Here is a 23962-nt window from a genome sequence, read left to right as displayed (position 1 = left end):
CCTTTGATTGTCAAACGTGGCGACGTTTATTTTGCGGACCTATCCCCAGTTGTTGGTTCTGAACAAGGCGGCGTCCGACCTGTTCTTGTCATTCAAAACGACATCGGGAATCGGTTTAGTCCCACAGTAATTGTTGCGGCAATCACGGCTCAAATACAAAAAGCTAAGCTGCCTACTCATGTTGAAATTGATGCGAAGCGATATGGCTTTGAACGAGACTCGGTCATCTTATTAGAACAAATTCGTACAATTGATAAGCAGCGCTTAACCGATAAAATTACCCATCTCGATGACGAAATGATGGAAAAAGTGGATGAAGCCTTGCAAATAAGCTTAGGTCTCATCGAATTTTAACATAAAAGTACGCTCTTTAAAGTAAGGGCGTTTTTTTATACATAATTCGAATCTAATTAATAGTTAACCTCATATTGTGTTACTTTTATGGCAGGCCGTTTGGCTTGTCTTTTTTTTAAGAGATTTATTTTTAACCGTAAATAAATAAAAAAGTAAAAATAAAAAATAATAAAAGAGGTTTAACGTTTTCGGAATGAGGGTAAAAAAGATAGTCGCAGTTTATTAAAAGCAAATTGTTTTAATTGACTGGATATTATTGATATCATTTAATGTAATTAAGATATAGAGTGTGAACATTTTTTTACAGTTTATTTTCAGAGACATTTTTAAAATAAATAAAGATCAACAATGGTTTAGGAGGAAGGAATGGATAATTTAATTTTAAAATATATTGCGTCACGAAAAGAAGAGCTCTTGGATGAGTGGATGGACAGAATGAAGAAAGAAGCAGACGAGCGTGCCTTAAGACTAGTGTCCGATCAGGTATTTGCAGGGACAAGCAGGGAATTTGTCGATTTGATTATTTCTAATCTGAAGGAATCAAAGGAAGAGTTCAATAATCGTCTGACAGACTTTGCGGAAAAAGTGGTAAGGCTGGGCTGGCCGCTGCATTTTGTGATTGAAGGGCTTCGCACTTTCAGTAAAAATTTATTTGAAGGTATGCAGGAACATGGTTACGTGACTGATGAAAACCAGATGGATGTAATTTATCAGTTTGATTCGTGGATGAGCCCACTTCAAAATGAAGTAGTTGATATATATTCCAAGACTTGGGAAAGAACAGTATCTCTTCAGAAAATAGCCTTGCAAGAGCTTTCGGCTCCATTAATTCCTGTGTTCGAAGGAATAACAGTAATGCCGCTTGTTGGTACAATAGATACAGAACGAGCAAAACAGATTATGGAAAACCTGCTGACGGGTGTGGTTAAACACCGTTCAGAAGTAGTGTTAATCGATATAACAGGAGTACCTGTAGTAGACACGATGGTTGCGCATCATATTATTCAAGCTGCCGAAGCTGTGCGTTTAGTAGGAGCAAAATGCATGCTTTGCGGCATTCGTCCTGAAATAGCTCAAACAATTGTTAATTTAGGCATAAATTTAAACCAATTTACAACTAAAAATACCCTGAAAAAGGGAATTGAAGCCGCGTTAGAATTGACAAACCGTAAAATTGTCAAAGTGGAGGGAGCAAATTGAGAATACCGATTTTAAAATTACATGACTGCTTGTTAGTTTCCATTCAATGGGAATTAGACGATCAAACTGCCCTTCAATTCCAGGAGGATTTGCTTCATAAAATTCACGAAACAAGTGCAAATGGCGTTGTAATTGATATTACTTCTATTGATTTTATAGATTCTTTCATCGCCAAGGTTTTGGGTGATGTAATCAGTATGTCTAAATTAATGGGTGCAAAAGTCGTTCTTACCGGAATTCAGCCTGCTGTCGCCATTACGCTGATTGAATTGGGAATTGGATTAGAAGATGTCCTCACTGCATTAGATTTAGAAAAAGGTTTGGAGAAATTACAACAGGAATTGGGGGATTAAGTGTATGGTAAACCAATCCTGCGTAAAAATTTTAAATGAATGGGACATCGTTGCTGCCCGACAGCTAGGACGAAACGTTGCTAAGGAACTTGGGTTTGGAACGGTGGACCAGGCGAGAATCACTACGGCAATTAGCGAGCTGGCCAGAAATATCTACCTTTACGCTGGACAGGGGCAAATTTGTATAGAGAAAATATACAACGGCGGTAAAGCGGGATTGAAAATTATTGCTGCAGACAACGGTCCAGGTATTAGCGATATACGGCAGGTCATGGAAGATGGATTCACTACATCTGGTGGCCTTGGTGCAGGATTGCCCGGTGTGAAAAGATTAATGGATGAGTTTGATATAGATTCAACACCTGGAAGCGGAACAGATATAATGGCGACCAAGTGGCTCCGTTAGGAGGGGGATTATGGAACTTCGGGAAAATATGGAACAAAAGTATCGTGAAATTTTAATAAATTATTTAAAAAATCAATCGGAACAATCTTTATATCAGGGGCAAATGTTCAGCAGGAAATCGCTTGAGCAGAAGATATCTCCGGAAGAAATCGTCAGCCTTCATAAAAGCTTGCTCCTCGAGCTTTATCCGGAAGTTCCCGAGAGTGTGTTGCACTCCTTTGACATTCTGCTTGAGGTAATGATGGGCTACGGAGTGGCTTATCGTGAGCACCAAAGCCTTCGGAATAAACAGATGGAGCTTCGGACCGAAATGGAAATTGCGGCAAATGTCCAGCAAACCCTTTTAGGCACCTCTATACCGGAGGTTGAAGGACTGGATATTGGCGCACTGAGCGTACCGGCAAAACATATGAATGGAGATTATTTTCATTTTGTTGTGGATGAAAATAACTGTGTCAATGTGGCGATTGCTGATGTCATCGGAAAGGGAATACCTGCTGCTTTATGCATGTCCATGATCAAGTATGCAATGGACAGTCTTCCTGAAAATCGAAATACGCCTAATTTGGTTTTGGAAAGCCTGAATAGGGTTGTAGAACAAAACGTAGACCCGAGCATGTTCATAACGATGTTTTATGGAATGTATGATCCAGCTAAACATATCATCCATTATTCATCCGCAGGGCATGAACCCGGCTTCTATTATCATGCTGAAAGCGAGGAATTTTCCGAACTGGAAGCAAGAGGACTTCTTCTTGGCATTGATAAAAAGACTAAATATCTGCAATTCGAAAAAGCGATTCTTCCTGGCGATATGATTATTCTGATGTCAGATGGAGTAACCGAGTGCAGGACAGAAGAAGGCTTTTTGGAAAAGGAAGAATTAATCAATTACATCAGAAAGTATATTCACTTGGATGCACAGGGAATTGTCAATAGTATTTATAAGGATCTTGAAAGACTTCAGCATTTTCAATTGCGAGATGACTTTACATTAATCATTATTAAAAGAAATGTTTAACCAATATCAAAAGAGGGTAAACGAATGAGAGAGCAATTGACTATAAAGAGGTGGGTCACTAATGAATATTAAAATAGATGTAAAAGAAAATGATACTATATTAGCGATTAATGTTGATGGAGAAATAGATGCTTTTACTGCCCCAAAACTCCGCGAGGCCATTTTTCCCTTATCTGAAAAGGAAAATGTGAAAATGGAGATTGATTTATCGGATGTTTCTTATATGGACAGTACCGGCCTTGGAGTTATTGTAGGTGTATTTAAATCAGTCCGTTCCCATAATGGAGAATTTCGTCTCATTGGATTATCTGAACGTCTAAAGAGACTTTTTGAAATTACGGGACTGGCCGATATTATTGATATAAACAGCCAGATAGAGGGTGGAGTGCAATGAATCAACCGTTTGACTATATTGAAATGAAAATACCGGCGAAACCTGAGTTTGTGGGCGTGATTCGCCTTACCCTATCTGGCATTGCCAGCAGAATGGGGTTTTCCTATGATGATTTGGAAGATTTAAAAATCGCTACTAGCGAAGCCTGCACGAATGCTGTTCAGCATGCTTATAAAAACAATGAGCACGGAGAAGTGCTAATTGGCTTCGGTTTATATAAGGACCGTTTGGAAGTAATGGTTGCCGATAGCGGAAAAAGCTTTGATTTCGAATCGGCTAGACAAGGTCTTGGCCCATACAACGAAAATGATTCAGCCGAGTTTCTGCGAGAAGGAGGCTTAGGGCTGTATCTGATCGAGACGTTGATGGATGAAGTCAGGATTCATAATAATGAAGGAGTAACTGTCTTCATGACGAAGTATCTTGAAGGAGAGCAGGTGGAGATCGATGTCGAAACAATCTCAACCTAATACCTCAGGGAAACAGGAAATCAATGAACTTATCAAAGCCTATCAGCTGTATCAGGATTCCGATGCACAAGACCAGCTTGTTATTCATTATAAAGGCCTTGTAGAAACGATAGCCCGGAAGTATTCAAGCGGCCGTTCTTTTCACGAAGATATTGCTCAGGTCGGAATGATTGGCTTGCTTGGAGCGATTCGGCGCTACGATGAATCATTTGGAAAAAGCTTTGAAGCTTTTGCGGTCCCGACGATAATTGGTGAAATAAAACGCTTCTTAAGGGATAAAACATGGAGTGTTCATGTACCCCGCCGCATTAAAGAACTCGGTCCTAAAATTAAGACTACCGTCGAAGATCTGACGACGAAGCTTCACCGTTCCCCTAAAGTGGAAGAAATTGCCGAGGTTTTAGAGGTTTCGGAAGAAGAAGTGCTAGAAGCGATGGAAATGGGCAAAAGCTATCAGGCTTTGTCTGTTGACCATTCAATTGAAGCGGATTCTGACGGAGGAACTGTCACCCTGCTTGATATTGTTGGCAGTGTGGACGAAGGCTACGAAAAAACGAATCAAAGACTTGTCCTTGAGAAGGTTCTCCATGTGTTATCGGATCGAGAGAAGAGTATTATCCAATACACATACCTTGAAAATATGAGTCAAAAAGATGCAGGGGATATGCTTGGTATTTCACAAATGCACGTATCTCGTTTGCAGAGAAGAGCAATAAAGAAGCTGCAGGAAGCGATTCATGCGGAGACTAATAATTCGGAGTGCCTTTCATGAACCATCTAATTCAGGACAGTATTGAGGTGTACGCTCACCAAACGGCAAAAGAAGGAAAGGTTTTATGCGGTGACAGTTACTTTTTTACCGCAACGTCTGAGTACTTTGTTTGTGTACTTGCTGATGGACTGGGCAGTGGCCAATATGCGCATGAAGCATCTCAAGCAGTAGTTAGTGCGGTGGAACAATATCATCATGAAGATGTAGATTCGATTATGAAGCATAGCAATAAAGCATTACTTCAAAAACGCGGTGCTGCCGTCTCTGTTTTTAAGGTTTATTTTCAGGCGAGGGAATTTGTATATAGCTGTGTCGGCAATATCCGGTTTTTCTTGTATTCCTCTAAAGGAAAGCTGACGTATCCCTTGCCAGTAACTGGCTATTTGTCAGGCAAGCCCCAGGTTTATCATACACAGCGTTTTTCATTTGATCCACATTCCAAATTCCTAATATTTTCAGATGGATATGAATTTCAGGGGATCAAGGCATTATTGAAAGGATTATATCCTGCCAAAATGATCGCGGAAGAAATCATTGCAAATCATGCGAAATCAAATGATGATGCAACATTTATTGTTGGAAGCTTACTCTAATTGAGTAGGCTTTTTCTTTGTTTTGAAAAGGCAGGTTAATGAAACTAAATGCCGTATTTGATACAATAGTAAACAAAGTAAACTAATATGGAGGATGATTAAGTGAAGGCAACAATGGATAAAAATGAACAGCTCTTAAAAATGATTGCAAATGAACAGTCCATATCTCATAAACAAGTGAATAGTGTTATTTCTTTACTGAACGATGGAAATACAGTGCCGTTTATTGCCCGATACAGAAAGGAACAAACTGGAGCAATGGATGAGGTGCAAATCAGGAATGTTCAGGAGCGCTGGCAGTACCTTCAAAATCTTGAACAAAGGAAAGAGGAAGTCCTGCGTATTATTGAAGAACAGGGGAAGTTAACGGAAGAGCTTAGTGGAAAAATAAATCGTTCTGTTAAACTGCAGGAAATAGAAGACTTGTATAGGCCGTATAAGCAAAAACGCCGGACAAAAGCGACTGTAGCGAAAGAAAAAGGACTAGAACCATTTGCGCAGTGGCTGATATCTTGCACCTCAGGCGAAGTGAATGATGAAGCGAAACGGTATCTTTCAGAAGAAAAAGAAGTTTTAACGATTGAAGATGCGATTGCGGGAGCAAAGGATATTATTGCAGAAATGGTTTCGGACGACGCAGAAAGCCGAAAATGGATCCGTAATTCAACGTTTAAAGCGGGAACGGTGACTTCAACAGTCAAGGACCAGGATAAAGATGAGAAGAAAGTTTACGAGATGTATTATGAATATGAAGAGCCTGTAAGCAAAATAGTTCCGCATAGAATCCTGGCTTTAAACCGCGGAGAAAAAGAAAATATTTTAAGGGTCGGCGTTAAAAATAACTCTGATGCCATTTTAGGCTACCTCTCAAAAAGATGGATCGCGAATCAGCATTCTCCGTCAGCTTCAGTCGTAATCGAGGCTATTGAAGATGGATATAAGCGCCTGATCCAACCGTCCATTGAAAGGGAAATTCGCACTGAACTCACCGAAAAAGGTGAGGAACAGGCCATACATATTTTTTCTGAAAATCTTAGAAATTTACTTTTGCAGCCGCCACTAAAAGGTAAAACAGTTCTTGGAGTGGACCCAGCCTATCGGACAGGCTGTAAACTTGCAGTAGTAGACGACACGGGTAAAGTTTTGAAAATTGACGTCATTTATCCGCATCCCCCTGTTTCGAAAGCAAGGGAAGCAAAAGAAAAGATAGTAAATATCCTAAAGGATTTCTCTGTAGAAATGGTAGCAATCGGCAACGGTACCGCTTCCCGAGAAACGGAGCAATTTGTAGCAGATATTTTGAAAGAAGCGGGCGGAGAGATTTACTATTTGATTGTCAATGAAGCGGGAGCCAGTGTATATTCTGCGTCCGATTTGGCAAGGGAAGAGTTTCCTCATTTTCAGGTTGAAGAGAGAAGTGCGGTATCGATTGCACGCAGGCTTCAGGATCCTCTCGCTGAATTGGTTAAAATCGATCCTAAATCAGTGGGTGTCGGCCAGTATCAGCATGATGTGACACAAAAAAGGCTCTCGGAATCTCTTCACTTTGTAGTGGAAACGGCTGTTAACCAGGTCGGGGTTAATGTTAATACAGCGTCTTCTTCCCTACTGCAATATGTGGCCGGATTAACGAAAACCGCGGCAAACAATATTGTGAAGAAGCGTGAAGAAGAAGGGAAGTTTACCAGCAGGACGGAACTGAAGAAGGTGCCACGCCTTGGTGCGAAAACTTACGAGCAGGCAATTGGTTTCTTAAGGGTGCTGGATGGAAAGAACCCACTGGACAGAACAGGGATACACCCGGAAAGCTATGATGAAGTGAAAAAGCTGCTCTCGAATCTCGGGTTCACCACGAAGGATTTAGGGACGGATCAGCTACGTGATTCTTTAGGAAAGCTTGATCTTCACGCAGTTTCTGAGGAACTGTCCATTGGAGAACTTACCTTGAAAGATATTATCGAAGCGCTCGTCCGGCAGGAACGGGATCCACGTGATGACTTACCGCGTCCTCTCTTAAAAAAGGATGTATTAAAGTTAGAGGATCTTAAAGTGGGAATGGAATTGCAAGGAACTGTAAGAAATGTTGTCGATTTCGGCGCCTTTGTCGATATTGGCGTGAAGCAGGACGGGCTTGTCCATATTTCCAAGCTGCGGAAGCAGTTTGTGAAGCATCCGCTTGATGTAGTGTCAGTAGGAGATGTTGTCACGGTTTGGGTCGATTCAGTCGATATGAATAAAGGGAGAGTAGCGTTGACCATGCTCCCGCCCTCTGAATAAGTTAATGCACTGCTCTATTTGATTCTTGAATCTAGCTCCAGCGCCGGAAACGTGCGCTGGAGCTTTTCTTATGGGGAGTGCTTTTTTTGGTAAAAAAACCAGCACTGGTTTAACAGCTTAATCTGATAGCGATCTTTTTCATAAAAAGCTCTTTTCATTTGGTTTTGAAACCACGTCGGCATAGTCAAACCTCCCGAAAAGGATATCAATCAAGGTATACTAATGTATGCTATAATAGGTTGTCATGTTCACCTGTGGACGGAGGGGTAAAATGGAAAATCAGGAATTGCAACGAATGGTTGAAGAAATATCGGAAAAGGATTTTGGAAAACCATTCATGCATAAAGCGATTTTCAACTCCAGGCTGAGAACAACAGGAGGGAGATATCTCCTGCGGTCACATAATATCGATATCAATCGAAAGTATTTAGAACAGCTTGGGATACAAGAATTAATAGGCATTATTAAGCATGAACTCTGCCACTATCATTTGCATCTTGAAGGCCGGGGTTACAGACACAGTGATATGGAATTTAAAGCTTTGTTAAAAAAAGTGGGAGGTCCAAGATTCTGTGGGAAGCTTCCTGATGAACCAAAGAGACGTTCTTTTAAAAAAATCCTCCTATATAAATGCAGTAAATGCCATCTTGAATATAAGAGAAAAAGAGCGATTGATACAGCTAGATATGTATGCGGGAAGTGCAGAGGAAAGCTGATTAAGCTGGGGGAAATAGCTGCTGATAAGCCCAGTTCAATTTAATCACAACATTTTTGGAAAATCGTCTTGACTTTGTTATATAACGTCATTATAATGTAAAGAGTCGATAAGGTAATGCCTTGTCTAACAACAACGAGTAATGCTTGCTAAATAAGCAGCTACTAATTAAGGTTTAGATGATTATTTCAATTATTCCGCAGTAGCTCAGTGGTAGAGACGAGCAAAGCTTCGTGAATAAACTGCGAGTTGTACACGCCGAGTAACATCTTGATTTACTTTCAGAGGCGGGGACACGGCAAGCAGTTAAACTTTAGGGAATTATTTAATTATTCCGCAGTAGCTCAGTGGTAGAGCTATCGGCTGTTAACCGATCGGTCGCAGGTTCGAGTCCTGCCTGCGGAGCCATATGGGGAAGTACTCAAGAGGCTGAAGAGGCGCCCCTGCTAAGGGTGTAGGTCGGGCAACCGGCGCGAGGGTTCAAATCCCTCCTTCTCCGCCAGAACATTTTATTCTGGCCCTTGGTCAAGCGGTTAAGACACCGCCCTTTCACGGCGGTAACACGGGTTCGAATCCCGTAGGGGTCATCAGGAACGGGGAATGAACACATATCATTTCCTGTTCTTAGAAAAAACTAAATGCTTAATAACCCCGTGGTGTAGCGACGAGCGAAACTTCTAAGAGTAATCTGCGAGTTGTCTCGACGCATTAACTTCTCCGAATCAGCAAGAAGAGGAAGAGACAGTTTAATGGAAACACGGAGCATTCAATATCTACATTTTATAATGGTCCCGTGGTGTAGCGGTTAACATGCCTGCCTGTCACGCAGGAGATCGCCGGTTCGATCCCGGTCGGGACCGCCATTTTTTATTGGGCTATAGCCAAGCGGTAAGGCATCGCACTTTGACTGCGACATGCGTTGGTTCAAATCCAGCTAGCCCAGCCATTTTTTCGAGCCATTAGCTCAGTTGGTAGAGCATCTGACTTTTAATCAGAGGGTCGAAGGTTCGAGTCCTTCATGGCTCACCATTTAATTCAATATGCGGGTGTGGCGGAATTGGCAGACGCACCAGACTTAGGATCTGGCGCCGCAAGGCGTGGGGGTTCGACTCCCTTCACCCGCACCATGATTTACCTGTTGAAAGTATTATGCCATCATGATATGATTAATTTTGTCGCTAATTAAATGCGGTCGTGGCGGAATGGCAGACGCGCTAGGTTGAGGGCGGAGTGGGGGCAACCCCGTGGAGGTTCAAGTCCTCTCGGCCGCACCAAAAAAATTGTTGACAAGTTGAATCAGATATAATATAATATAAAAGTTGCTTTTAATAAATGCGCCCGTAGCTCAATTGGATAGAGCGTCTGACTACGGATCAGAAGGTTATGGGTTCGACTCCTTTCGGGCGCGCCATATTACGGGAAGTAGCTCAGCTTGGTAGAGCACTTGGTTTGGGACCAAGGGGTCGCAGGTTCGAATCCTGTCTTCCCGACCATCGAATCACAATTATAAATATGCGGGTGTAGTTTACTGGTAAAACCTCAGCCTTCCAAGCTGATGTAGTGGGTTCGATTCCCATCACCCGCTCCAAATTATTGCTCTTTGAAAACTAAACAAACAAAAATGTCAACAAAACAAGCAAGACCAAATGAAGACGATCTTGATCGTCGGAATTTGCCAACGTAACTTTATGAGCTAATCACTCACTCTTTATTGGAGAGTTTGATCCTGGCTCAGGACGAACGCTGGCGGCGTGCCTAATACATGCAAGTCGAGCGGATCACTTCGGTGATCAGCGGCGGACGGGTGAGTAACACGTGGGCAACCTGCCTGTAAGACTGGGATAACTTCGGGAAACCGGAGCTAATACCGGATAATCCTTTTCCTCTCATGAGGGAAAGCTGAAAGACGGTTTCGGCTGTCACTTACAGATGGGCCCGCGGCGCATTAGCTAGTTGGTGAGGTAACGGCTCACCAAGGCGACGATGCGTAGCCGACTTGAGAGGGTGATCGGCGACACTGGGACTGAGACACGGCCCAGACTCCTACGGGAGGCAGCAGTAGGGAATCTTCCGCAATGGACGAAAGTCTGACGGAGCAACGCCGCGTGAGCGATGAAGGCCTTCGGGTCGTAAAGCTCTGTTGTTAGGGAAGAACAAGTATCGGAGTAACTGCCGGTACCTTGACGGTACCTAACCAGAAAGCCACGGCTAACTACGTGCCAGCAGCCGCGGTAATACGTAGGTGGCAAGCGTTGTCCGGAATTATTGGGCGTAAAGCGCGCGCAGGCGGTCCTTTAAGTCTGATGTGAAAGCCCACGGCTCAACCGTGGAGGGTCATTGGAAACTGGGGGACTTGAGTACAGAAGAGGAAAGTGGAATTCCACGTGTAGCGGTGAAATGCGTAGAGATGTGGAGGAACACCAGTGGCGAAGGCGACTTTCTGGTCTGTAACTGACGCTGAGGCGCGAAAGCGTGGGGAGCAAACAGGATTAGATACCCTGGTAGTCCACGCCGTAAACGATGAGTGCTAAGTGTTAGAGGGTTTCCGCCCTTTAGTGCTGCAGCTAACGCATTAAGCACTCCGCCTGGGGAGTACGGCCGCAAGGCTGAAACTCAAAGGAATTGACGGGGCCCGCACAAGCGGTGGAGCATGTGGTTTAATTCGAAGCAACGCGAAGAACCTTACCAGGTCTTGACATCCTCTGACAATCCTGGAGACAGGACGTTCCCCTTCGGGGGACAGAGTGACAGGTGGTGCATGGTTGTCGTCAGCTCGTGTCGTGAGATGTTGGGTTAAGTCCCGCAACGAGCGCAACCCTTGATCTTAGTTGCCAGCATTCAGTTGGGCACTCTAAGGTGACTGCCGGTGATAAACCGGAGGAAGGTGGGGATGACGTCAAATCATCATGCCCCTTATGACCTGGGCTACACACGTGCTACAATGGATGGTACAAAGGGCTGCAAAACCGCGAGGTTGAGCCAATCCCATAAAACCATTCTCAGTTCGGATTGCAGGCTGCAACTCGCCTGCATGAAGCCGGAATCGCTAGTAATCGCGGATCAGCATGCCGCGGTGAATACGTTCCCGGCCTTGTACACACCGCCCGTCACACCACGAGAGTTTGTAACACCCGAAGTCGGTGGGGTAACCGCAAGGAGCCAGCCGCCTAAGGTGGGACAGATGATTGGGGTGAAGTCGTAACAAGGTAGCCGTATCGGAAGGTGCGGCTGGATCACCTCCTTTCTAAGGAAACTGTCCTTACGGACATTACAGTGTTGACCACTTTTTGTTTGTTTAGTTTTGAGGGAGCAATTCTCTCAAGGCTTTATTTTTTTGTTCCTTGAAAACTAGATAATCGTAAAGAAGAAAACCAAGTAAGAACCGAGTAATCGCCATTTTAGTTTTCTCTCTTATTAGTAAGAGAAAAAAACCTTTTAGGTTAAGTTAGAAAGGGCGCACGGTGGATGCCTTGGCACTAGGAGCCGATGAAGGACGGGACTAACACCGATATGCTTCGGGGAGCTGTAAGTAAGCTTTGATCCGGAGATTTCCGAATGGGGAAACCCACTGTTCGTAATGGAACAGTATCTTTACCTGAATACATAGGGTATTGAAGGCATACCCGGGGAACTGAAACATCTAAGTACCCGGAGGAAGAGAAAGCAAACGCGATTCCCTGAGTAGCGGCGAGCGAAACGGGACATAGCCCAAACCAAGAGGCTTGCCTCTTGGGGTTGTAGGACACTCAACATGGAGTTACAAAGGAACGGGGTAGATGAAGTGACCTGGAAAGGTCCGTCATAGAAGGTAAAAACCCTGTAGTTGAAACTTCGTTCCCTCCTGAGTGGATCCTGAGTATGGCCGGACACGTGAAATCCGGTCGGAAGCAGGGAGGACCATCTCCCAAGGCTAAATACTCCCTAGTGACCGATAGTGAACCAGTACCGTGAGGGAAAGGTGAAAAGCACCCCGGAAGGGGAGTGAAAGAGATCCTGAAACCGTGTGCCTACAAGTAGTCAGAGCCCGTTAATGGGTAATGGCGTGCCTTTTGTAGAATGAACCGGCGAGTTACGATTACATGCAAGGTTAAGTTGAGAAGACGGAGCCGCAGCGAAAGCGAGTCTGAATAGGGCGATTGAGTATGTGGTCGTAGACCCGAAACCAGGTGATCTACCCATGTCCAGGGTGAAGGTAGGGTAACACCTACTGGAGGCCCAACCCACGCACGTTGAAAAGTGCGGGGATGAGGTGTGGGTAGCGGAGAAATTCCAATCGAACCTGGAGATAGCTGGTTCTCTCCGAAATAGCTTTAGGGCTAGCCTCACGTAGTAAGAGTCTTGGAGGTAGAGCACTGTTTGGACTAGGCGCCTCATCGGGTTACCGAATTCAGACAAACTCCGAATGCCAAAGACTTATCCGTGGGAGTCAGACTGCGAGTGATAAGATCCGTAGTCAAAAGGGAAACAGCCCAGACCACCAGCTAAGGTCCCAAAGTATACGTTAAGTGGAAAAGGATGTGGAGTTGTTTAGACAACCAGGATGTTGGCTTAGAAGCAGCCACCATTTAAAGAGTGCGTAATAGCTCACTGGTCGAATGACTCTGCGCCGAAAATGTACCGGGGCTAAACGTATCACCGAAGCTGTGGATGGACACCGTATGGTGTCCGTGGTAGGAGAGCGTTCTAAGGGCGTTGAAGCTAGACCGTAAGGACTGGTGGAGCGCTTAGAAGTGAGAATGCCGGTATGAGTAGCGAAAGACGGGTGAGAATCCCGTCCACCGAATGCCTAAGGTTTCCTGAGGAAGGCTCGTCCGCTCAGGGTTAGTCGGGACCTAAGCCGAGGCCGAAAGGCGTAGGCGATGGACAACAGGTTGATATTCCTGTACCACCTTTTTATCGTTTGAGCAATGGGGGGACGCAGGAGGATAGGGTAAGCGCGCTGTTGGATATGCGCGTCCAAGCAGTTAGGCTGTCAGTGAGGCAAATCCCACTGGCGTGAAGGCTGAGCTGTGACGGCGAGGGAAATTTAGTACCGAAGTTCCTGATTCCACACTGCCAAGAAAAGCCTCTAGCGAGATAAATGGTGCCCGTACCGCAAACCGACACAGGTAGGCGAGGAGAGAATCCTAAGGTGAGCGAGAGAACTCTCGTTAAGGAACTCGGCAAAATGACCCCGTAACTTCGGGAGAAGGGGTGCTCTTTGGGGTTCATAGCCTCGAAGAGCCGCAGTGAATATGCCTAGGCGACTGTTTAGCAAAAACACAGGTCTCTGCGAAGCCGCAAGGCGAAGTATAGGGGCTGACGCCTGCCCGGTGCTGGAAGGTTAAGAGGAGGGGTTAGCGCAAGCGAAGCTCTGAATCGAAGCCCCAGTAAACGGCGGCCGTAACTATAACGGTCCTAAGGTAGCGAAATTCCTTGTCGGGTAAGTTCCGACCCGCACGAAAGGCGTAACGATCTGGGCACTGTCTCAACGAGAGACTCGGTGAAATTATAGTACCTGTGAAGATGCAGGTTACCCGCGACAGGACGGAAAGACCCCGTGGAGCTTTACTGCAGCCTGATATTGAATTTTGGTACAGCTTGTACAGGATAGGTAGGAGCCTGAGAAACCGGAGCGCCAGCTTCGGTGGAGGCGTCGGTGGGATACTACCCTGGCTGTATTGAAATTCTAACCCGCACCCCTTATCGGGGTGGGAGACAGTGTCAGGTGGGCAGTTTGACTGGGGCGGTCGCCTCCTAAAAAGTAACGGAGGCGCCCAAAGGTTCCCTCAGAATGGTTGGAAATCATTCGCAGAGTGTAAAGGCACAAGGGAGCTTGACTGCGAGACCTACAAGTCGAGCAGGGACGAAAGTCGGGCTTAGTGATCCGGTGGTTCCGCATGGAAGGGCCATCGCTCAACGGATAAAAGCTACCCCGGGGATAACAGGCTTATCTCCCCCAAGAGTCCACATCGACGGGGAGGTTTGGCACCTCGATGTCGGCTCATCGCATCCTGGGGCTGTAGTCGGTCCCAAGGGTTGGGCTGTTCGCCCATTAAAGCGGTACGCGAGCTGGGTTCAGAACGTCGTGAGACAGTTCGGTCCCTATCCGTCGTGGGCGCAGGAAATTTGAGAGGAGCTGTCCTTAGTACGAGAGGACCGGGATGGACGCACCGCTGGTGTACCAGTTGTCTTGCCAAAGGCATCGCTGGGTAGCTATGTGCGGACGGGATAAGTGCTGAAAGCATCTAAGCATGAAGCCCCCCTCAAGATGAGATTTCCCATAGCGCAAGCTAGTAAGATCCCTGAAAGATGATCAGGTTGATAGGTCAGAGGTGGAAGCGCGGCGACGTGTGGAGCTGACTGATACTAATCGATCGAGGACTTAACCAAGTCATTTATGACAAAGCGAACTCGACTTACTTCTTCTTCTTACATTATCTAGTTTTGAGGGAACAAACCTCAAACCAAATAGTCTGGTAATAATGGCGAGAAGGCCACACCCGTTCCCATACCGAACACGGAAGTTAAGCTTCTCAGCGCCGATGGTAGTTGGGACTTTGTCCCTGTGAGAGTAGGACGTTGCCAGGCTGTTTGCTTTTATAAATGCGATGAATATAAAATTATTTATCACATATACTATATCAGTAATCAATACTTATTATCGTCGCGGGGTGGAGCAACAAGCGTTACTTCATTGATTAATCTGCGAGTTGTACTCATCGAGCCGCTCCTTGGTTTGGCTTTCAGAGATGAGAACAGCCCAAAGCATAAAAGCGCATGGGCGAATTAAATATTTTATTATCGTCGCGGGGTGGAGCAGCCCGGTAGCTCGTCGGGCTCATAACCCGAAGGTCGCAGGTTCAAATCCTGCCCCCGCAATAATCCATTAGAAAAAGCGAAACTAAGGTTTCGCTTTTTTATTTTTGCTTTTTTACCGTCTAAGAAATAATCATACAGGAATTAACAAAGGCGCTTGAGGTGTTGATCAAATAAAATTATTTATTATATAATTTCCTATTTTTAAAATTGGGTTACGCAGTTCAAAAACGGGTATTTTCTAAGAAATGACGGGAAAGGGGTTCAATTAGACGGGTAAATGTCACGGAATGACGGGTAAACTAGCAAAATTGACGGGTAACCTATCTAAGAAACCTGAGCCATGCACCTGGCTCTTTGCTCTTAATGAAAAAATCATGTAAACTATATAATAGAAAATTCATCCTTAGGAGTGATCCTAAGGTTTTTTTGCACCATTCAACGCTAATAAAAAAGAAGTAATGATAATAGGTGATTTTATGAACTCTTTTGAATTCCACTCTAATAGCCCCGAGCAGACAGCAGAATTTGCTATGAAGTTGGGCAGGCATCTTCATCCGGGAGATATTATTGCCCTCGAAGGTGACCTTGGAGCAGGGAAAACCACATTTACAAAAGGCCTGGCACAGGGATTGGATATAAAAAAAACAGTAAACAGCCCCACTTTTACGATCATCAAGGAATATCAAGGAAGAATGCCTCTTTACCATATGGATGTCTATAGGGTGGAGGATGCCTTTGAGGATTTAGGCTTTGATGAGTATTTCGAAGGGGACGGAGTAACGGTGGTCGAATGGGCTCATTTAATAGGAGACCAGCTCCCTTCGGAGCGATTAACGATTTATCTGTACCATAATAAAGAAGATGGCAGAAAGATAGTGCTCGAACCTCAGGGGCAACGATATGAGCAATTATGCAGGGAGATATCTTCATGAAAATTTTAGCTTTAGACACTTCTAACTATACGTTAGGAGTCGCGCTTGTAGATGATGAAAAAGTACTTGGTGAGTACATTACCTATTCAAAGAAAAATCATTCTGTCCGAATCATGCCAGCCATTCAAACCTTAATGAAGGACTGTGACTGGAACCCGGGAGAACTGGATAGAATTGTTGTGGCTAAAGGTCCAGGTTCCTATACAGGTGTACGAATAGGGGTTACCATTGCCAAGACGCTTGCCTGGTCATTAAAAATTCCCCTTGTCGGCGTTTCAAGCCTGGAAATACTGGCAGCCGGAGCCGGACGTTATTTTAACGGCAGTGTGGCGCCCTTGTTTGACGCCCGCAGAGGCCAGATTTATACAGGATTATATCAGTCAACAAACGGAAAGATGGATCAGCTGGAAAAGGATCAATTGATCATGATATCAGATTGGACTGAAAAACTGAAGAACCGTAAGGAGAAAATCTTATTCATTGGAAATGATGTAAGCATACACCGTTCCTTTATAGAAGAAAAATTGGGGGAACAGGCAGTGTTTGCTGAAATGGCAGAAAATAATCCTCGGCCATCGGAGCTTGCATTGTTAGGAAAAAACAGACCTAGCGAAGATGTACATTCATTTGTGCCTAATTATATCCGCCTGGCTGAAGCCGAGGCAAAATGGTTAGAAGCGAATGGCCAATCTAAACAGGGATAGGAAATAGTAATGAATAATATACCCGTTTTTCGATTCATGAAGGAAGAAGATATTGACCAAATTTTAAATATTGAACACCTTTCATTTGCTACACCATGGAGCAAAGAAGCTTTTTATAATGAGCTTTACCAAAATCAGTTTGCTGTCTATATCGTACTGGAGGAAGGCGGAAAAATTATCGGCTATTGCGGAGTCTGGATAGTCCTTGATGAAGCACATGTAACGAATGTAGCCGTACTACCAGAGTATAGAGGCAGAAAGTTTGGCGATGCATTAATGCGAAAGCTGATCGAGGTAGCAAAAGAAAAAGGAGCCAGAACGATGACCCTTGAGGTTCGCGTAACAAACCATATAGCCCAGTCACTTTATCGAAAGATGGGTTTTCAAAATGGCGGGATTAGGAAAAATTATTATACTGATAATCAGGAAGATGCATTAGTGATGTGGGTGAATTTATGAATAAAGACCAGTGGATACTAGGAATAGAGACAAGCTGCGATGAAACGGCAGTTGCAATTGTAAAAAATGGCCGTGAAATTGCAGCCAATGTAGTAGCGTCACAGATTGAAAGCCATAAGCGTTTTGGAGGAGTGGTCCCCGAGATTGCTTCACGGCACCATGTTGAGCAGATTACCATTGTCATTGAAGAGGCTTTAAAACAGGCAGAGATTACTTTTTCTGATTTGGATGCCATTGCGGTCACTGAAAGGCCTGGTTTAGTCGGCGCGCTGTTAATTGGGGTGAATGCAGCAAAGGCGCTTGCTTTTGCCCACAGTCTGCCTCTTGTCGCCGTCCATCATATAGCTGGCCATATCTATGCTAACCGCCTTGTAACGGAAATGAATTTCCCTCTTTTATCGCTAGTGGTTTCGGGCTGGCGATACGGAACTGGTTTATATGAAAGAACATGGACATTTTGAAGTAATCGGTGAAACAAGGGATGATGCTGCAGGGGAAGCATACGATAAGGTGGCAAGAACCTTGAATATGCCATATCCTGGCGGTCCTCATATTGATCGTCTTGCCGAAGAAGGCACTCCAACGATTGACCTGCCAAGAGCTTGGCTCGAGGAAGGCTCTTATGATTTCAGTTTCAGCGGCTTGAAGTCAGCGGTTATCAATACTGTCCATAACGCAGAACAGCGCGGGCAGAAAATTGAGCCACAGGATTTAGCGGCAAGCTTTCAGCAAAGTGTGATTGACGTCCTGGTAACGAAGACAATCCGGGCGGTGGATGAGTATAAAGTAAAGCAAGTGCTGCTTGCGGGTGGTGTCGCTGCCAATAAAGGATTACGCCATGCGTTGAATGAAGCATTTGCTGAAAAAGAGGGAATTGAACTCGTAATTCCTCCATTATCACTATGCACAGATAACGCTGCTATGATCGCTGCGGCTGGAAGTATCATGTTTGATAAAGGCAAAAGAGCCGATTTGGCTCTAAATGCAAATCCAGGACTTGATATTGGAATCTACAATTAGGAAATTAGGAACAATAAGCAGGTGTGTTTGTGTGTTTATTTACATATAAACAGGCCTGCTTTTTATTTTTGGCTCTTATCGTAAACTTTGTTGTTTTTGTAATAATTTTACTCACTTAGATACCACTCAAAACTAATATTGGTGTATTCAATGGTACCCGAGTCCGAATCAGAGGGGTATTGGGACAACGTTGATCAAATCAAGGGCAATCAAATCCAAATCTGAGGGGTTTTAGCCTTTATCTCACTTATGATGACCATTTCTTCCACCTTAGACATGCGTTTCGGTCTTCATCAACCTTATGACGACCATTTTCTGCTCTCGAGGTAGGGATTTCGGTCTTCATTGCTCTTTTGGGTATCTTTTTTGATGGGTTTTTGGCCATGACCTAGCTTATGAAGACCGTTTCCTTCTCCTTAGACAGACGTTTCGGTTTTCATTTCCCTTATGAAGACCGTTTCCTTCTCCTTAGACAGGCGTTTCGGTCTTCATCCACCTAATGAAGACCATTTTCTGCTCCTGAGGCAGGGATTTCGGTCTTCATTGCTCCTTTGGGTATCTTTTTTGCTGGGTTTTTGGCCATGACCTCAATTATGAAAACCATTTCTTCCACCTTATCCGGACAGGTTTGATCAAATCAAGTCCGAATCAGAGGATTTAGGAACAAACTCTAATAGTAGAATTTGTCCCGAAAACAACAATCCTTGCTAAAAGCCTTATTTTTTAAATTAATTTCGATAATTCTGTGGATAAAGACCGTTAATCTATTTAAAAATGTGGATAATGTGGAAAAGTCAGTGGATAACTGTTAGTAGTGTGGATATAAAATGATGTTTTTGTGGATAATGTGGAAAAGTAGTTTGAGAGTTGTTAAAATGCTCTTTTGCTTGTGAATAAATTTGTGGAAAACATGTGACAAAATGACTGCATCTTTTTTCCTGCAATTCAAAAAATTATGGATACTAAAAAAGAACACCGGAGGAGCCCCCCGGTGTTCCTTTTTACTCTGCCAGTGATGACCATTCATCCATAAGCTGTTCAAGCATTTCTTTTGCTTTTTCATTTTTTTGATTGATTTCAAGTACTTTTTGATGATCCTGGAAAATTTCAGGATGGCATAACTGCTCTTCGTAATGTTGGATTTCTTCCTCTAATTCCTCAATTTTCAACTCGATGTCTTCAAGCTTTCTTTTTCGCTGCCGTTCCAGCTTTTTGGCTTCTTTATCCTGTTGATAGCCCGTTTTATCCTGTAGCTCTGATTCAACAGAATTATTGACAATAGATGAGCTTTCCAATTCAAGTTCAGCCAGTTCCTGTTTTTTCTCGACAAAATAATCGTAATCTCCCAGATAGTCCATGCTACCATTACGACTTAATTCAAGCACCCGGGTGGCAATCCGGTTAATAAAATACCTGTCATGGGATACGAACAGGATTGTACCTGGATAATCAATTAGGGCATTTTCCAACACCTCTTTGCTGTCGAGGTCGAGATGGTTTGTCGGTTCATCCAAAATAAGTAGGTTAGCCTTTTGCATCATTAGCTTGGAAAGGGCAAGTCGTGCCTTCTCGCCGCCGCTCAAAGTCGACACAATTTTTAAAACATCGTCACCTGAAAAAAGAAAATTGCCGAGGACTGTCCGTATTTCCTTTTCACTCTTTAAAGGATATTCATCCCAAAGTTCATTTAAAACGCGCTTATTGGACGTCAATTCTGCCTGTTCCTGGTCGTAATACCCAATAGCCAGATTGGAACCGTAGCGAACGTCTCCTTTTAAGGCTGGAAGTTTTTCCACAATCGTCTTGAGAAGTGTGGATTTGCCAATTCCATTTGGCCCGACAAGAGCGATGCTGTCGCCTTTTGCGACACGAAAAGAAATGTTTTCAGAAACCATATCACCATCATAGCCAACAGCAAGACTGTTGACGGAAAGAACATCATTTCCACTTTGCTTCTCGATATCAAAGGAGAAGGCTGCAGATTTTTCATCCCCTAGAGGGCGATCCATTTTGTCCATCTTTTCGAGTGTCTTCCGGCGGCTCTGGGCTCTCTTTGTCGTTGAGGCCCTGGCGAGGTTTCTTTGGATAAAATCCTGAAGCTTGGCAATTTCGTCCTGCTGCTTTTCAAATTGCTTCATGTCACGCTCGTAATTTTCCGCTTTTTTCTCAAGATAAGAGCTGTAATTTCCAGGGAATCGTTGGATTTGCCTTCTTGATATCTCATATACCTGATTCACGACTTTGTCTAAGAAGTAACGGTCATGGGAAACAATTAATATTGCGCCTTCATATCCTTGAAGATATTGTTCCAGCCAGGAAAGAGTGTCAATGTCCAGATGGTTTGTGGGCTCGTCCAAAATTAAAATATCGGGCTTTTTTAATAAAAGCTTACCGAGAGCTAAACGAGTTTTTTGTCCCCCGCTTAATGTGCTTATGCTTGTGGAGTAGTCAAACGAATGAAAGTTCAGTCCATGCAAAACTGAACGGATATCTGCTTCATATTGATATCCTCCCAGCTCTTTGAATTTAACTTGAAGGGAATCATATTCTGCCAGAATTCGACTGTATTTTGCTTCGTCAGAAATTGCGTCAGGATCCGCCATTTGCAGTTCCAGCTGACGGAGAGAACCTTCCATTTTTCGCAGGCTGTCGAAAACGGTCAGCATTTCTTCCCAAATCGACAAATTTGATTCAAGGCCAGTATTTTGCGCAAGGTAGCCAATGCTAACCTCCTTGGGCTTAATCACTTCTCCGCCATCATGGGACATGTGTCCTGCAATGATTTTTAACAGAGTGGATTTGCCCGCTCCGTTGCGGCGAACGAGAGCAGCCCGGTCGCGCGTTTGTAATTCTAGTTTTATATTCGATAAAATTAGGTCAGCACCATAATATTTTGCCAGTTGATTCACTTGTAATAAAATCATTATTTTCACCTCAGTTACTAGAAATAGTGTAACCGATTCTAGTGGTGGCGGCAATAATGTGAAACCCTTAATAAAATGGGGATAATGAAAATATTGTCGATTTTTTTCATATGTTAAGCTTGTGGTAAACGTAGTAACATTTGTGAAGGATAATACAAAGTTCACACACAATTGGGGAAAAATAGTGTATCATTTTTATGAGAGGTGTTTTAAATGGCTGAATTTACTCATTTCAATGAAGAAGGCAGAGCAAAAATGGTCGATGTCGGCAACAAACCTGAAACAGCACGGACAGCGCTTGCCCATTCAAGTATTAAGGTTAGCAACGAAATTTACGAGAAAATCGTAAATGACCAAATGAAAAAAGGGGATGTCTTAGCGGTTGCCCAGGTAGCGGCAGTCATGGCAGCAAAGAAGACATGGGATATCATTCCGATGTGCCATCCAATTCCATTAACAGGGATTAACGTAACATTCTCATGGGAAATAGCCCAGGAAAATGAATATATATTGAACATTGCAGCAACAGTAAAAACAAAGGGCCAGACAGGCGTCGAAATGGAAGCGTTAACAGCTGCATCGGTTTGTGCATTGACCGTTTATGATATGTGCAAGGCAGTTGATAAAGGCATGGTTATTGGCCAACTTACCTTGTAGAAAAGACGGGCGGTAAAAACGGCGATTTTAGAAGAACCGATAACAACATATAAAATAGCAAACATCTACGGAGCGGGGGAATAGTAACATGAGCAATGAGACAATGAAAATACCTCAGGCTACAGCAAAAAGGCTGCCGCTATATTATCGGTTTTTAATGAACCTTCATTCTTCTGGAAAGCAGAGAGTGTCCTCGGCCGAATTGAGTGATGCCGTAAAGGTGGACTCTGCAACGATTCGCAGAGACTTTTCTTATTTTGGAGCACTAGGGAAAAAGGGATATGGCTATAATGTTAATTATTTACTGACCTTTTTCAGGAAAACACTCGACCAGGATGAACTGACAAAAGTCGCGTTAATTGGCGTCGGAAACCTGGGAACGGCATTTTTGAATTATAATTTTTTAAAAAATAATAATACGAAGATTGAAATGGCTTTTGATGTAGACGCTGAAAAAGTGGGCACAACCATTGGCGATGTTCAGATCTACCATATGGATGATATTGAAAAATATATGGTGGAGGAAAAAGTCCATGTGGTGATATTAACTGTTCCATCACCGGTTGCTCAACCGATTACAGACCGCCTTATAAAAGCAGATGTAAAAGGAATATTAAACTTTACACCTGCCAGATTGCATGTTCCGGCTTCAGTCCGTGTACACCATATTGACCTTGCTATTGAACTCCAATCTTTAGTGTACTTTTTGAAGCACTATCCGGTGTATGAAGAAAGCTAAGAAGCTTCCCGCATTATTTTCCAACAAATAAAAAAGTGAATCCTCTCTCGGATTCACTTTTTTATTTGGCTTTTAAATCGTATATAGAACCCGATCATTTTGAGGCCCGATGCTACATCAAAGGTAGCCAGGAGGACAAGCAAATATGTAAAGACACCCCATCCATCATCGCTGACATCCTGAATGGCAAAATAGGTGAACAGGGCGCCGAGCAAGATATAGACGATGCCGGAAAACAATGGTGACTGTCTCATAGAAATCCTCCAATAAAACTTTGAATTTTTTCAGCATCATGAAGCATTTTTTCAATATCATCCTTAAAAACAGACTGGACGATCACAACAAAGGTATTCATGGCGACATGAGCGAACATTGGAACAAGAATGTTTTTTGTTTTTACATAAAGAAAAGCAAAGGTAAAGCCCATGGCAGCATATAGCAAAGTATGCTGAGGCTCCATATGGGCGAGCGCAAAAACAACGGAACTGATTATCGCAGAAATAAAGAAATTAAATCGTTTGTACAGCCCTCCAAAAATAATTTTCCGAAACACAATTTCTTCCAGAATGGGTCCAAAGATAGAACTGACGATAATCGCAAACGGGAAGGCTTCGATTAGCTTGATTATCGCTTTTGTATTTTCCGAACGGACGTCAATTCCCATTAGCCTTTCGATATTCGCGGCAATCGACTGAGCAAACAAGGCAAGAAAAACACCGAAAATGGCCCAAGCTATCGAACCCCATAAAGAGGTACCGCTTCGTTCGTTAACAGAAGGCTTCATTTCCTTTCGGAGCAGGAATAATGTAATGATTAATGCCGTTGTAAAACTAACCACCAGCCAATAGGCTACAGACATAAGCTGTGGATCCGTATAGCTTTTTCCGGTCAGATCAAGGAGATAGCCCATAAAAGGAATGCCGAAAAAACTCGAAAGCTGCATGCCGATATATACAATTAGGATAATCCAATATTCTTTTTTCAAATTTTAGTCTCCTTTACAGGGTCATAAATAATTTCTGCACTATTAATCATTCTACTCATAAATGTTCCTTTCTTTCAATTAGAAGGCTTTTTTACGATATAAATTGCTCCTAGTGTCATATCAAAGCAGGGGTGATCCGGGATAAAAAATTTTTTTGGTTTTTTTAACAGCTGACGCTTGCAAAAG

At 43.6% G+C, this 23962-nt stretch carries 19 protein-coding genes, 12 tRNA genes, 3 rRNA genes and 2 pseudogenes; 32 read left to right on the top strand and 4 right to left on the bottom strand.

The features are described from left to right. Positions 1-3 precede the first annotated feature (3 nt). From ndoA to RCG23_RS10430, 10 genes are all read left to right on the top strand, one after another. Entirely contained in the window at positions 4-354 is a 351-nt protein-coding gene (gene ndoA / locus RCG23_RS10475) for a type II toxin-antitoxin system endoribonuclease NdoA (RefSeq protein ID WP_009795787.1), read from the top strand. Between the two features lie 366 nt (positions 355-720). Continuing rightward, on the top strand, positions 721-1554 hold the full coding sequence (locus RCG23_RS10470; RefSeq protein ID WP_308179646.1) for an RsbT co-antagonist protein RsbRA: 834 nt from the start codon (positions 721-723) through the stop codon (positions 1552-1554). Beyond that, positions 1551-1907 carry an STAS domain-containing protein gene (locus RCG23_RS10465; protein ID WP_308179645.1) on the top strand — a complete coding sequence of 119 codons (357 nt, stop codon included), beginning with the start codon at positions 1551-1553 and terminating at the stop codon, positions 1905-1907. Before RCG23_RS10470 ends, RCG23_RS10465 begins: the two co-directional genes overlap by 4 nt. A gap of 4 nt (positions 1908-1911) precedes the next feature. Then, complete coding sequence (locus RCG23_RS10460; protein WP_308179644.1) at positions 1912-2313, top strand: anti-sigma regulatory factor; 402 nt, start codon at positions 1912-1914, stop codon at positions 2311-2313. Positions 2314-2323: 10 nt separating this feature from the next. Then, positions 2324-3334 carry a PP2C family protein-serine/threonine phosphatase gene (locus RCG23_RS10455; RefSeq protein ID WP_308179643.1) on the top strand — a complete coding sequence of 337 codons (1011 nt, stop codon included), beginning with the start codon at positions 2324-2326 and terminating at the stop codon, positions 3332-3334. A 61-nt stretch (positions 3335-3395) separates the two neighbouring features. Continuing rightward, positions 3396-3728, top strand: coding sequence for an anti-sigma factor antagonist (locus RCG23_RS10450; protein ID WP_308179642.1), 333 nt, complete (start codon positions 3396-3398; stop codon positions 3726-3728). After that, positions 3725-4198, top strand: coding sequence for an anti-sigma B factor RsbW (gene rsbW / locus RCG23_RS10445; RefSeq protein ID WP_308179641.1), 474 nt, complete (start codon positions 3725-3727; stop codon positions 4196-4198). Before RCG23_RS10450 ends, rsbW begins: the two co-directional genes overlap by 4 nt. Next, the gene (sigB, locus tag RCG23_RS10440; RefSeq protein ID WP_308179640.1) at positions 4176-4970 is read left to right on the top strand and encodes an RNA polymerase sigma factor SigB; all 795 of its coding nucleotides are present in this window, start codon (positions 4176-4178) and stop codon (positions 4968-4970) included. The genes rsbW and sigB overlap by 23 nt, the downstream gene beginning before the upstream one ends. Next, complete coding sequence (locus RCG23_RS10435) at positions 4967-5563, top strand: PP2C family serine/threonine-protein phosphatase (RefSeq protein ID WP_308179639.1); 597 nt, start codon at positions 4967-4969, stop codon at positions 5561-5563. Before sigB ends, RCG23_RS10435 begins: the two co-directional genes overlap by 4 nt. Positions 5564-5677: 114 nt before the next feature. Further along, entirely contained in the window at positions 5678-7840 is a 2163-nt protein-coding gene (locus RCG23_RS10430) for a Tex family protein (protein ID WP_308180030.1), read from the top strand. A 68-nt stretch (positions 7841-7908) separates the two neighbouring features. Here RCG23_RS10430 and cmpA read toward each other — a convergent pair whose 3' ends face one another. Further along, complete coding sequence (cmpA, locus tag RCG23_RS10425) at positions 7909-8022, bottom strand: cortex morphogenetic protein CmpA (protein ID WP_308179638.1); 114 nt, start codon at positions 8020-8022, stop codon at positions 7909-7911. Positions 8023-8111: 89 nt separating this feature from the next. On the opposite strand from cmpA, the gene RCG23_RS10420 reads away from it, so the two are divergent. The 20 genes and pseudogenes from RCG23_RS10420 to tsaD all read left to right on the top strand — a co-directional run bounded on the left by RCG23_RS10420 (position 8112) and on the right by tsaD (position 18471). Next, positions 8112-8600, top strand: coding sequence for a SprT family protein (locus RCG23_RS10420; protein WP_308179637.1), 489 nt, complete (start codon positions 8112-8114; stop codon positions 8598-8600). 288 nt (positions 8601-8888) lie between these two features. Beyond that, positions 8889-8963: transfer RNA gene (locus tag RCG23_RS10415), tRNA-Asn, on the top strand. A 3-nt stretch (positions 8964-8966) separates the two neighbouring features. Then, positions 8967-9057 (top strand) — tRNA-Ser (locus tag RCG23_RS10410). 14 nt (positions 9058-9071) lie between these two features. After that, a tRNA-Glu gene (locus RCG23_RS10405) sits at positions 9072-9142 on the top strand. 200 nt (positions 9143-9342) lie between these two features. Next, positions 9343-9418, top strand: a tRNA-Asp gene (locus tag RCG23_RS10400). An 8-nt stretch (positions 9419-9426) separates the two neighbouring features. Then, positions 9427-9501: transfer RNA gene (locus RCG23_RS10395), tRNA-Gln, on the top strand. 7 nt (positions 9502-9508) lie between these two features. Next, positions 9509-9584, top strand: a tRNA-Lys gene (locus RCG23_RS10390). Positions 9585-9597: 13 nt separating this feature from the next. Continuing rightward, positions 9598-9682: transfer RNA gene (locus RCG23_RS10385), tRNA-Leu, on the top strand. Between the two features lie 61 nt (positions 9683-9743). Further along, positions 9744-9829, top strand: a tRNA-Leu gene (locus RCG23_RS10380). A 60-nt stretch (positions 9830-9889) separates the two neighbouring features. Further along, positions 9890-9966: transfer RNA gene (locus RCG23_RS10375), tRNA-Arg, on the top strand. A gap of 5 nt (positions 9967-9971) precedes the next feature. Beyond that, positions 9972-10048 (top strand) — tRNA-Pro (locus RCG23_RS10370). Between the two features lie 21 nt (positions 10049-10069). Next, positions 10070-10143 (top strand) — tRNA-Gly (locus RCG23_RS10365). A 120-nt stretch (positions 10144-10263) separates the two neighbouring features. After that, positions 10264-11799: ribosomal RNA gene (locus RCG23_RS10360) — 16S ribosomal RNA — on the top strand. 194 nt (positions 11800-11993) lie between these two features. After that, a 23S ribosomal RNA gene (locus RCG23_RS10355) occupies positions 11994-14927 on the top strand. 82 nt (positions 14928-15009) lie between these two features. After that, a 5S ribosomal RNA gene (rrf, locus tag RCG23_RS10350) occupies positions 15010-15125 on the top strand. The 16S, 23S and 5S rRNA genes sit together here with 12 tRNA genes alongside, the layout of an rRNA operon. 217 nt (positions 15126-15342) lie before the next feature. Beyond that, positions 15343-15416: transfer RNA gene (locus RCG23_RS10345), tRNA-Met, on the top strand. Positions 15417-15832: 416 nt separating this feature from the next. Then, positions 15833-16288 (top strand): tRNA (adenosine(37)-N6)-threonylcarbamoyltransferase complex ATPase subunit type 1 TsaE, encoded by a 456-nt coding sequence (tsaE, locus tag RCG23_RS10340; protein ID WP_308179636.1) that lies wholly within the window; start codon positions 15833-15835, stop codon positions 16286-16288. Then, positions 16285-16992 carry a tRNA (adenosine(37)-N6)-threonylcarbamoyltransferase complex dimerization subunit type 1 TsaB gene (tsaB, locus tag RCG23_RS10335; protein WP_308179635.1) on the top strand — a complete coding sequence of 236 codons (708 nt, stop codon included), beginning with the start codon at positions 16285-16287 and terminating at the stop codon, positions 16990-16992. Before tsaE ends, tsaB begins: the two co-directional genes overlap by 4 nt. Positions 16993-17001: 9 nt before the next feature. Then, the gene (rimI, locus tag RCG23_RS10330; protein ID WP_308179634.1) at positions 17002-17451 is read left to right on the top strand and encodes a ribosomal protein S18-alanine N-acetyltransferase; all 450 of its coding nucleotides are present in this window, start codon (positions 17002-17004) and stop codon (positions 17449-17451) included. Further along, positions 17448-18471: pseudogene (gene tsaD, locus RCG23_RS10325) on the top strand (tRNA (adenosine(37)-N6)-threonylcarbamoyltransferase complex transferase subunit TsaD). The gene rimI and the pseudogene tsaD overlap by 4 nt, the downstream one beginning before the upstream one ends. A gap of 1001 nt (positions 18472-19472) precedes the next feature. Here the strand turns inward: tsaD and abc-f are convergent. Further along, the gene (gene abc-f, locus RCG23_RS10320; protein WP_308179633.1) at positions 19473-21395 is read right to left on the bottom strand and encodes a ribosomal protection-like ABC-F family protein; all 1923 of its coding nucleotides are present in this window, start codon (positions 21393-21395) and stop codon (positions 19473-19475) included. A 213-nt stretch (positions 21396-21608) separates the two neighbouring features. On the opposite strand from abc-f, the pseudogene moaC reads away from it, so the two are divergent. Together moaC and RCG23_RS10310 are read left to right on the top strand one after the other, a co-directional pair. Continuing rightward, a pseudogene (gene moaC / locus RCG23_RS10315) lies at positions 21609-22105 on the top strand (cyclic pyranopterin monophosphate synthase MoaC). Positions 22106-22140: 35 nt separating this feature from the next. Beyond that, the gene (locus tag RCG23_RS10310) at positions 22141-22791 is read left to right on the top strand and encodes a redox-sensing transcriptional repressor Rex (RefSeq protein WP_308179632.1); all 651 of its coding nucleotides are present in this window, start codon (positions 22141-22143) and stop codon (positions 22789-22791) included. A 53-nt stretch (positions 22792-22844) separates the two neighbouring features. Here the strand turns inward: RCG23_RS10310 and RCG23_RS10305 are convergent, their stop codons facing one another. Continuing rightward, positions 22845-23045: a YdiK family protein gene (locus tag RCG23_RS10305; protein WP_308179631.1), complete on the bottom strand. Its 201-nt coding sequence runs from the start codon at positions 23043-23045 to the stop codon at positions 22845-22847. After that, positions 23042-23776, bottom strand: a complete 735-nt coding sequence (locus RCG23_RS10300; protein ID WP_308179630.1) for a CPBP family intramembrane glutamic endopeptidase — start codon at positions 23774-23776, stop codon at positions 23042-23044. The genes RCG23_RS10305 and RCG23_RS10300 overlap by 4 nt, the downstream gene beginning before the upstream one ends. Positions 23777-23962 lie beyond the last annotated feature (186 nt).

Origin of the sequence: Neobacillus sp. PS3-34, assembly GCF_030915465.1 — a bacterium.
Taxonomy (GTDB): Bacteria; Bacillota; Bacilli; order Bacillales; family Cytobacillaceae; genus Neobacillus_A.
The sequence above is the reverse complement of the archived record's forward strand: the minus strand, read 5'-3'. Positions and strand labels throughout refer to the sequence as shown.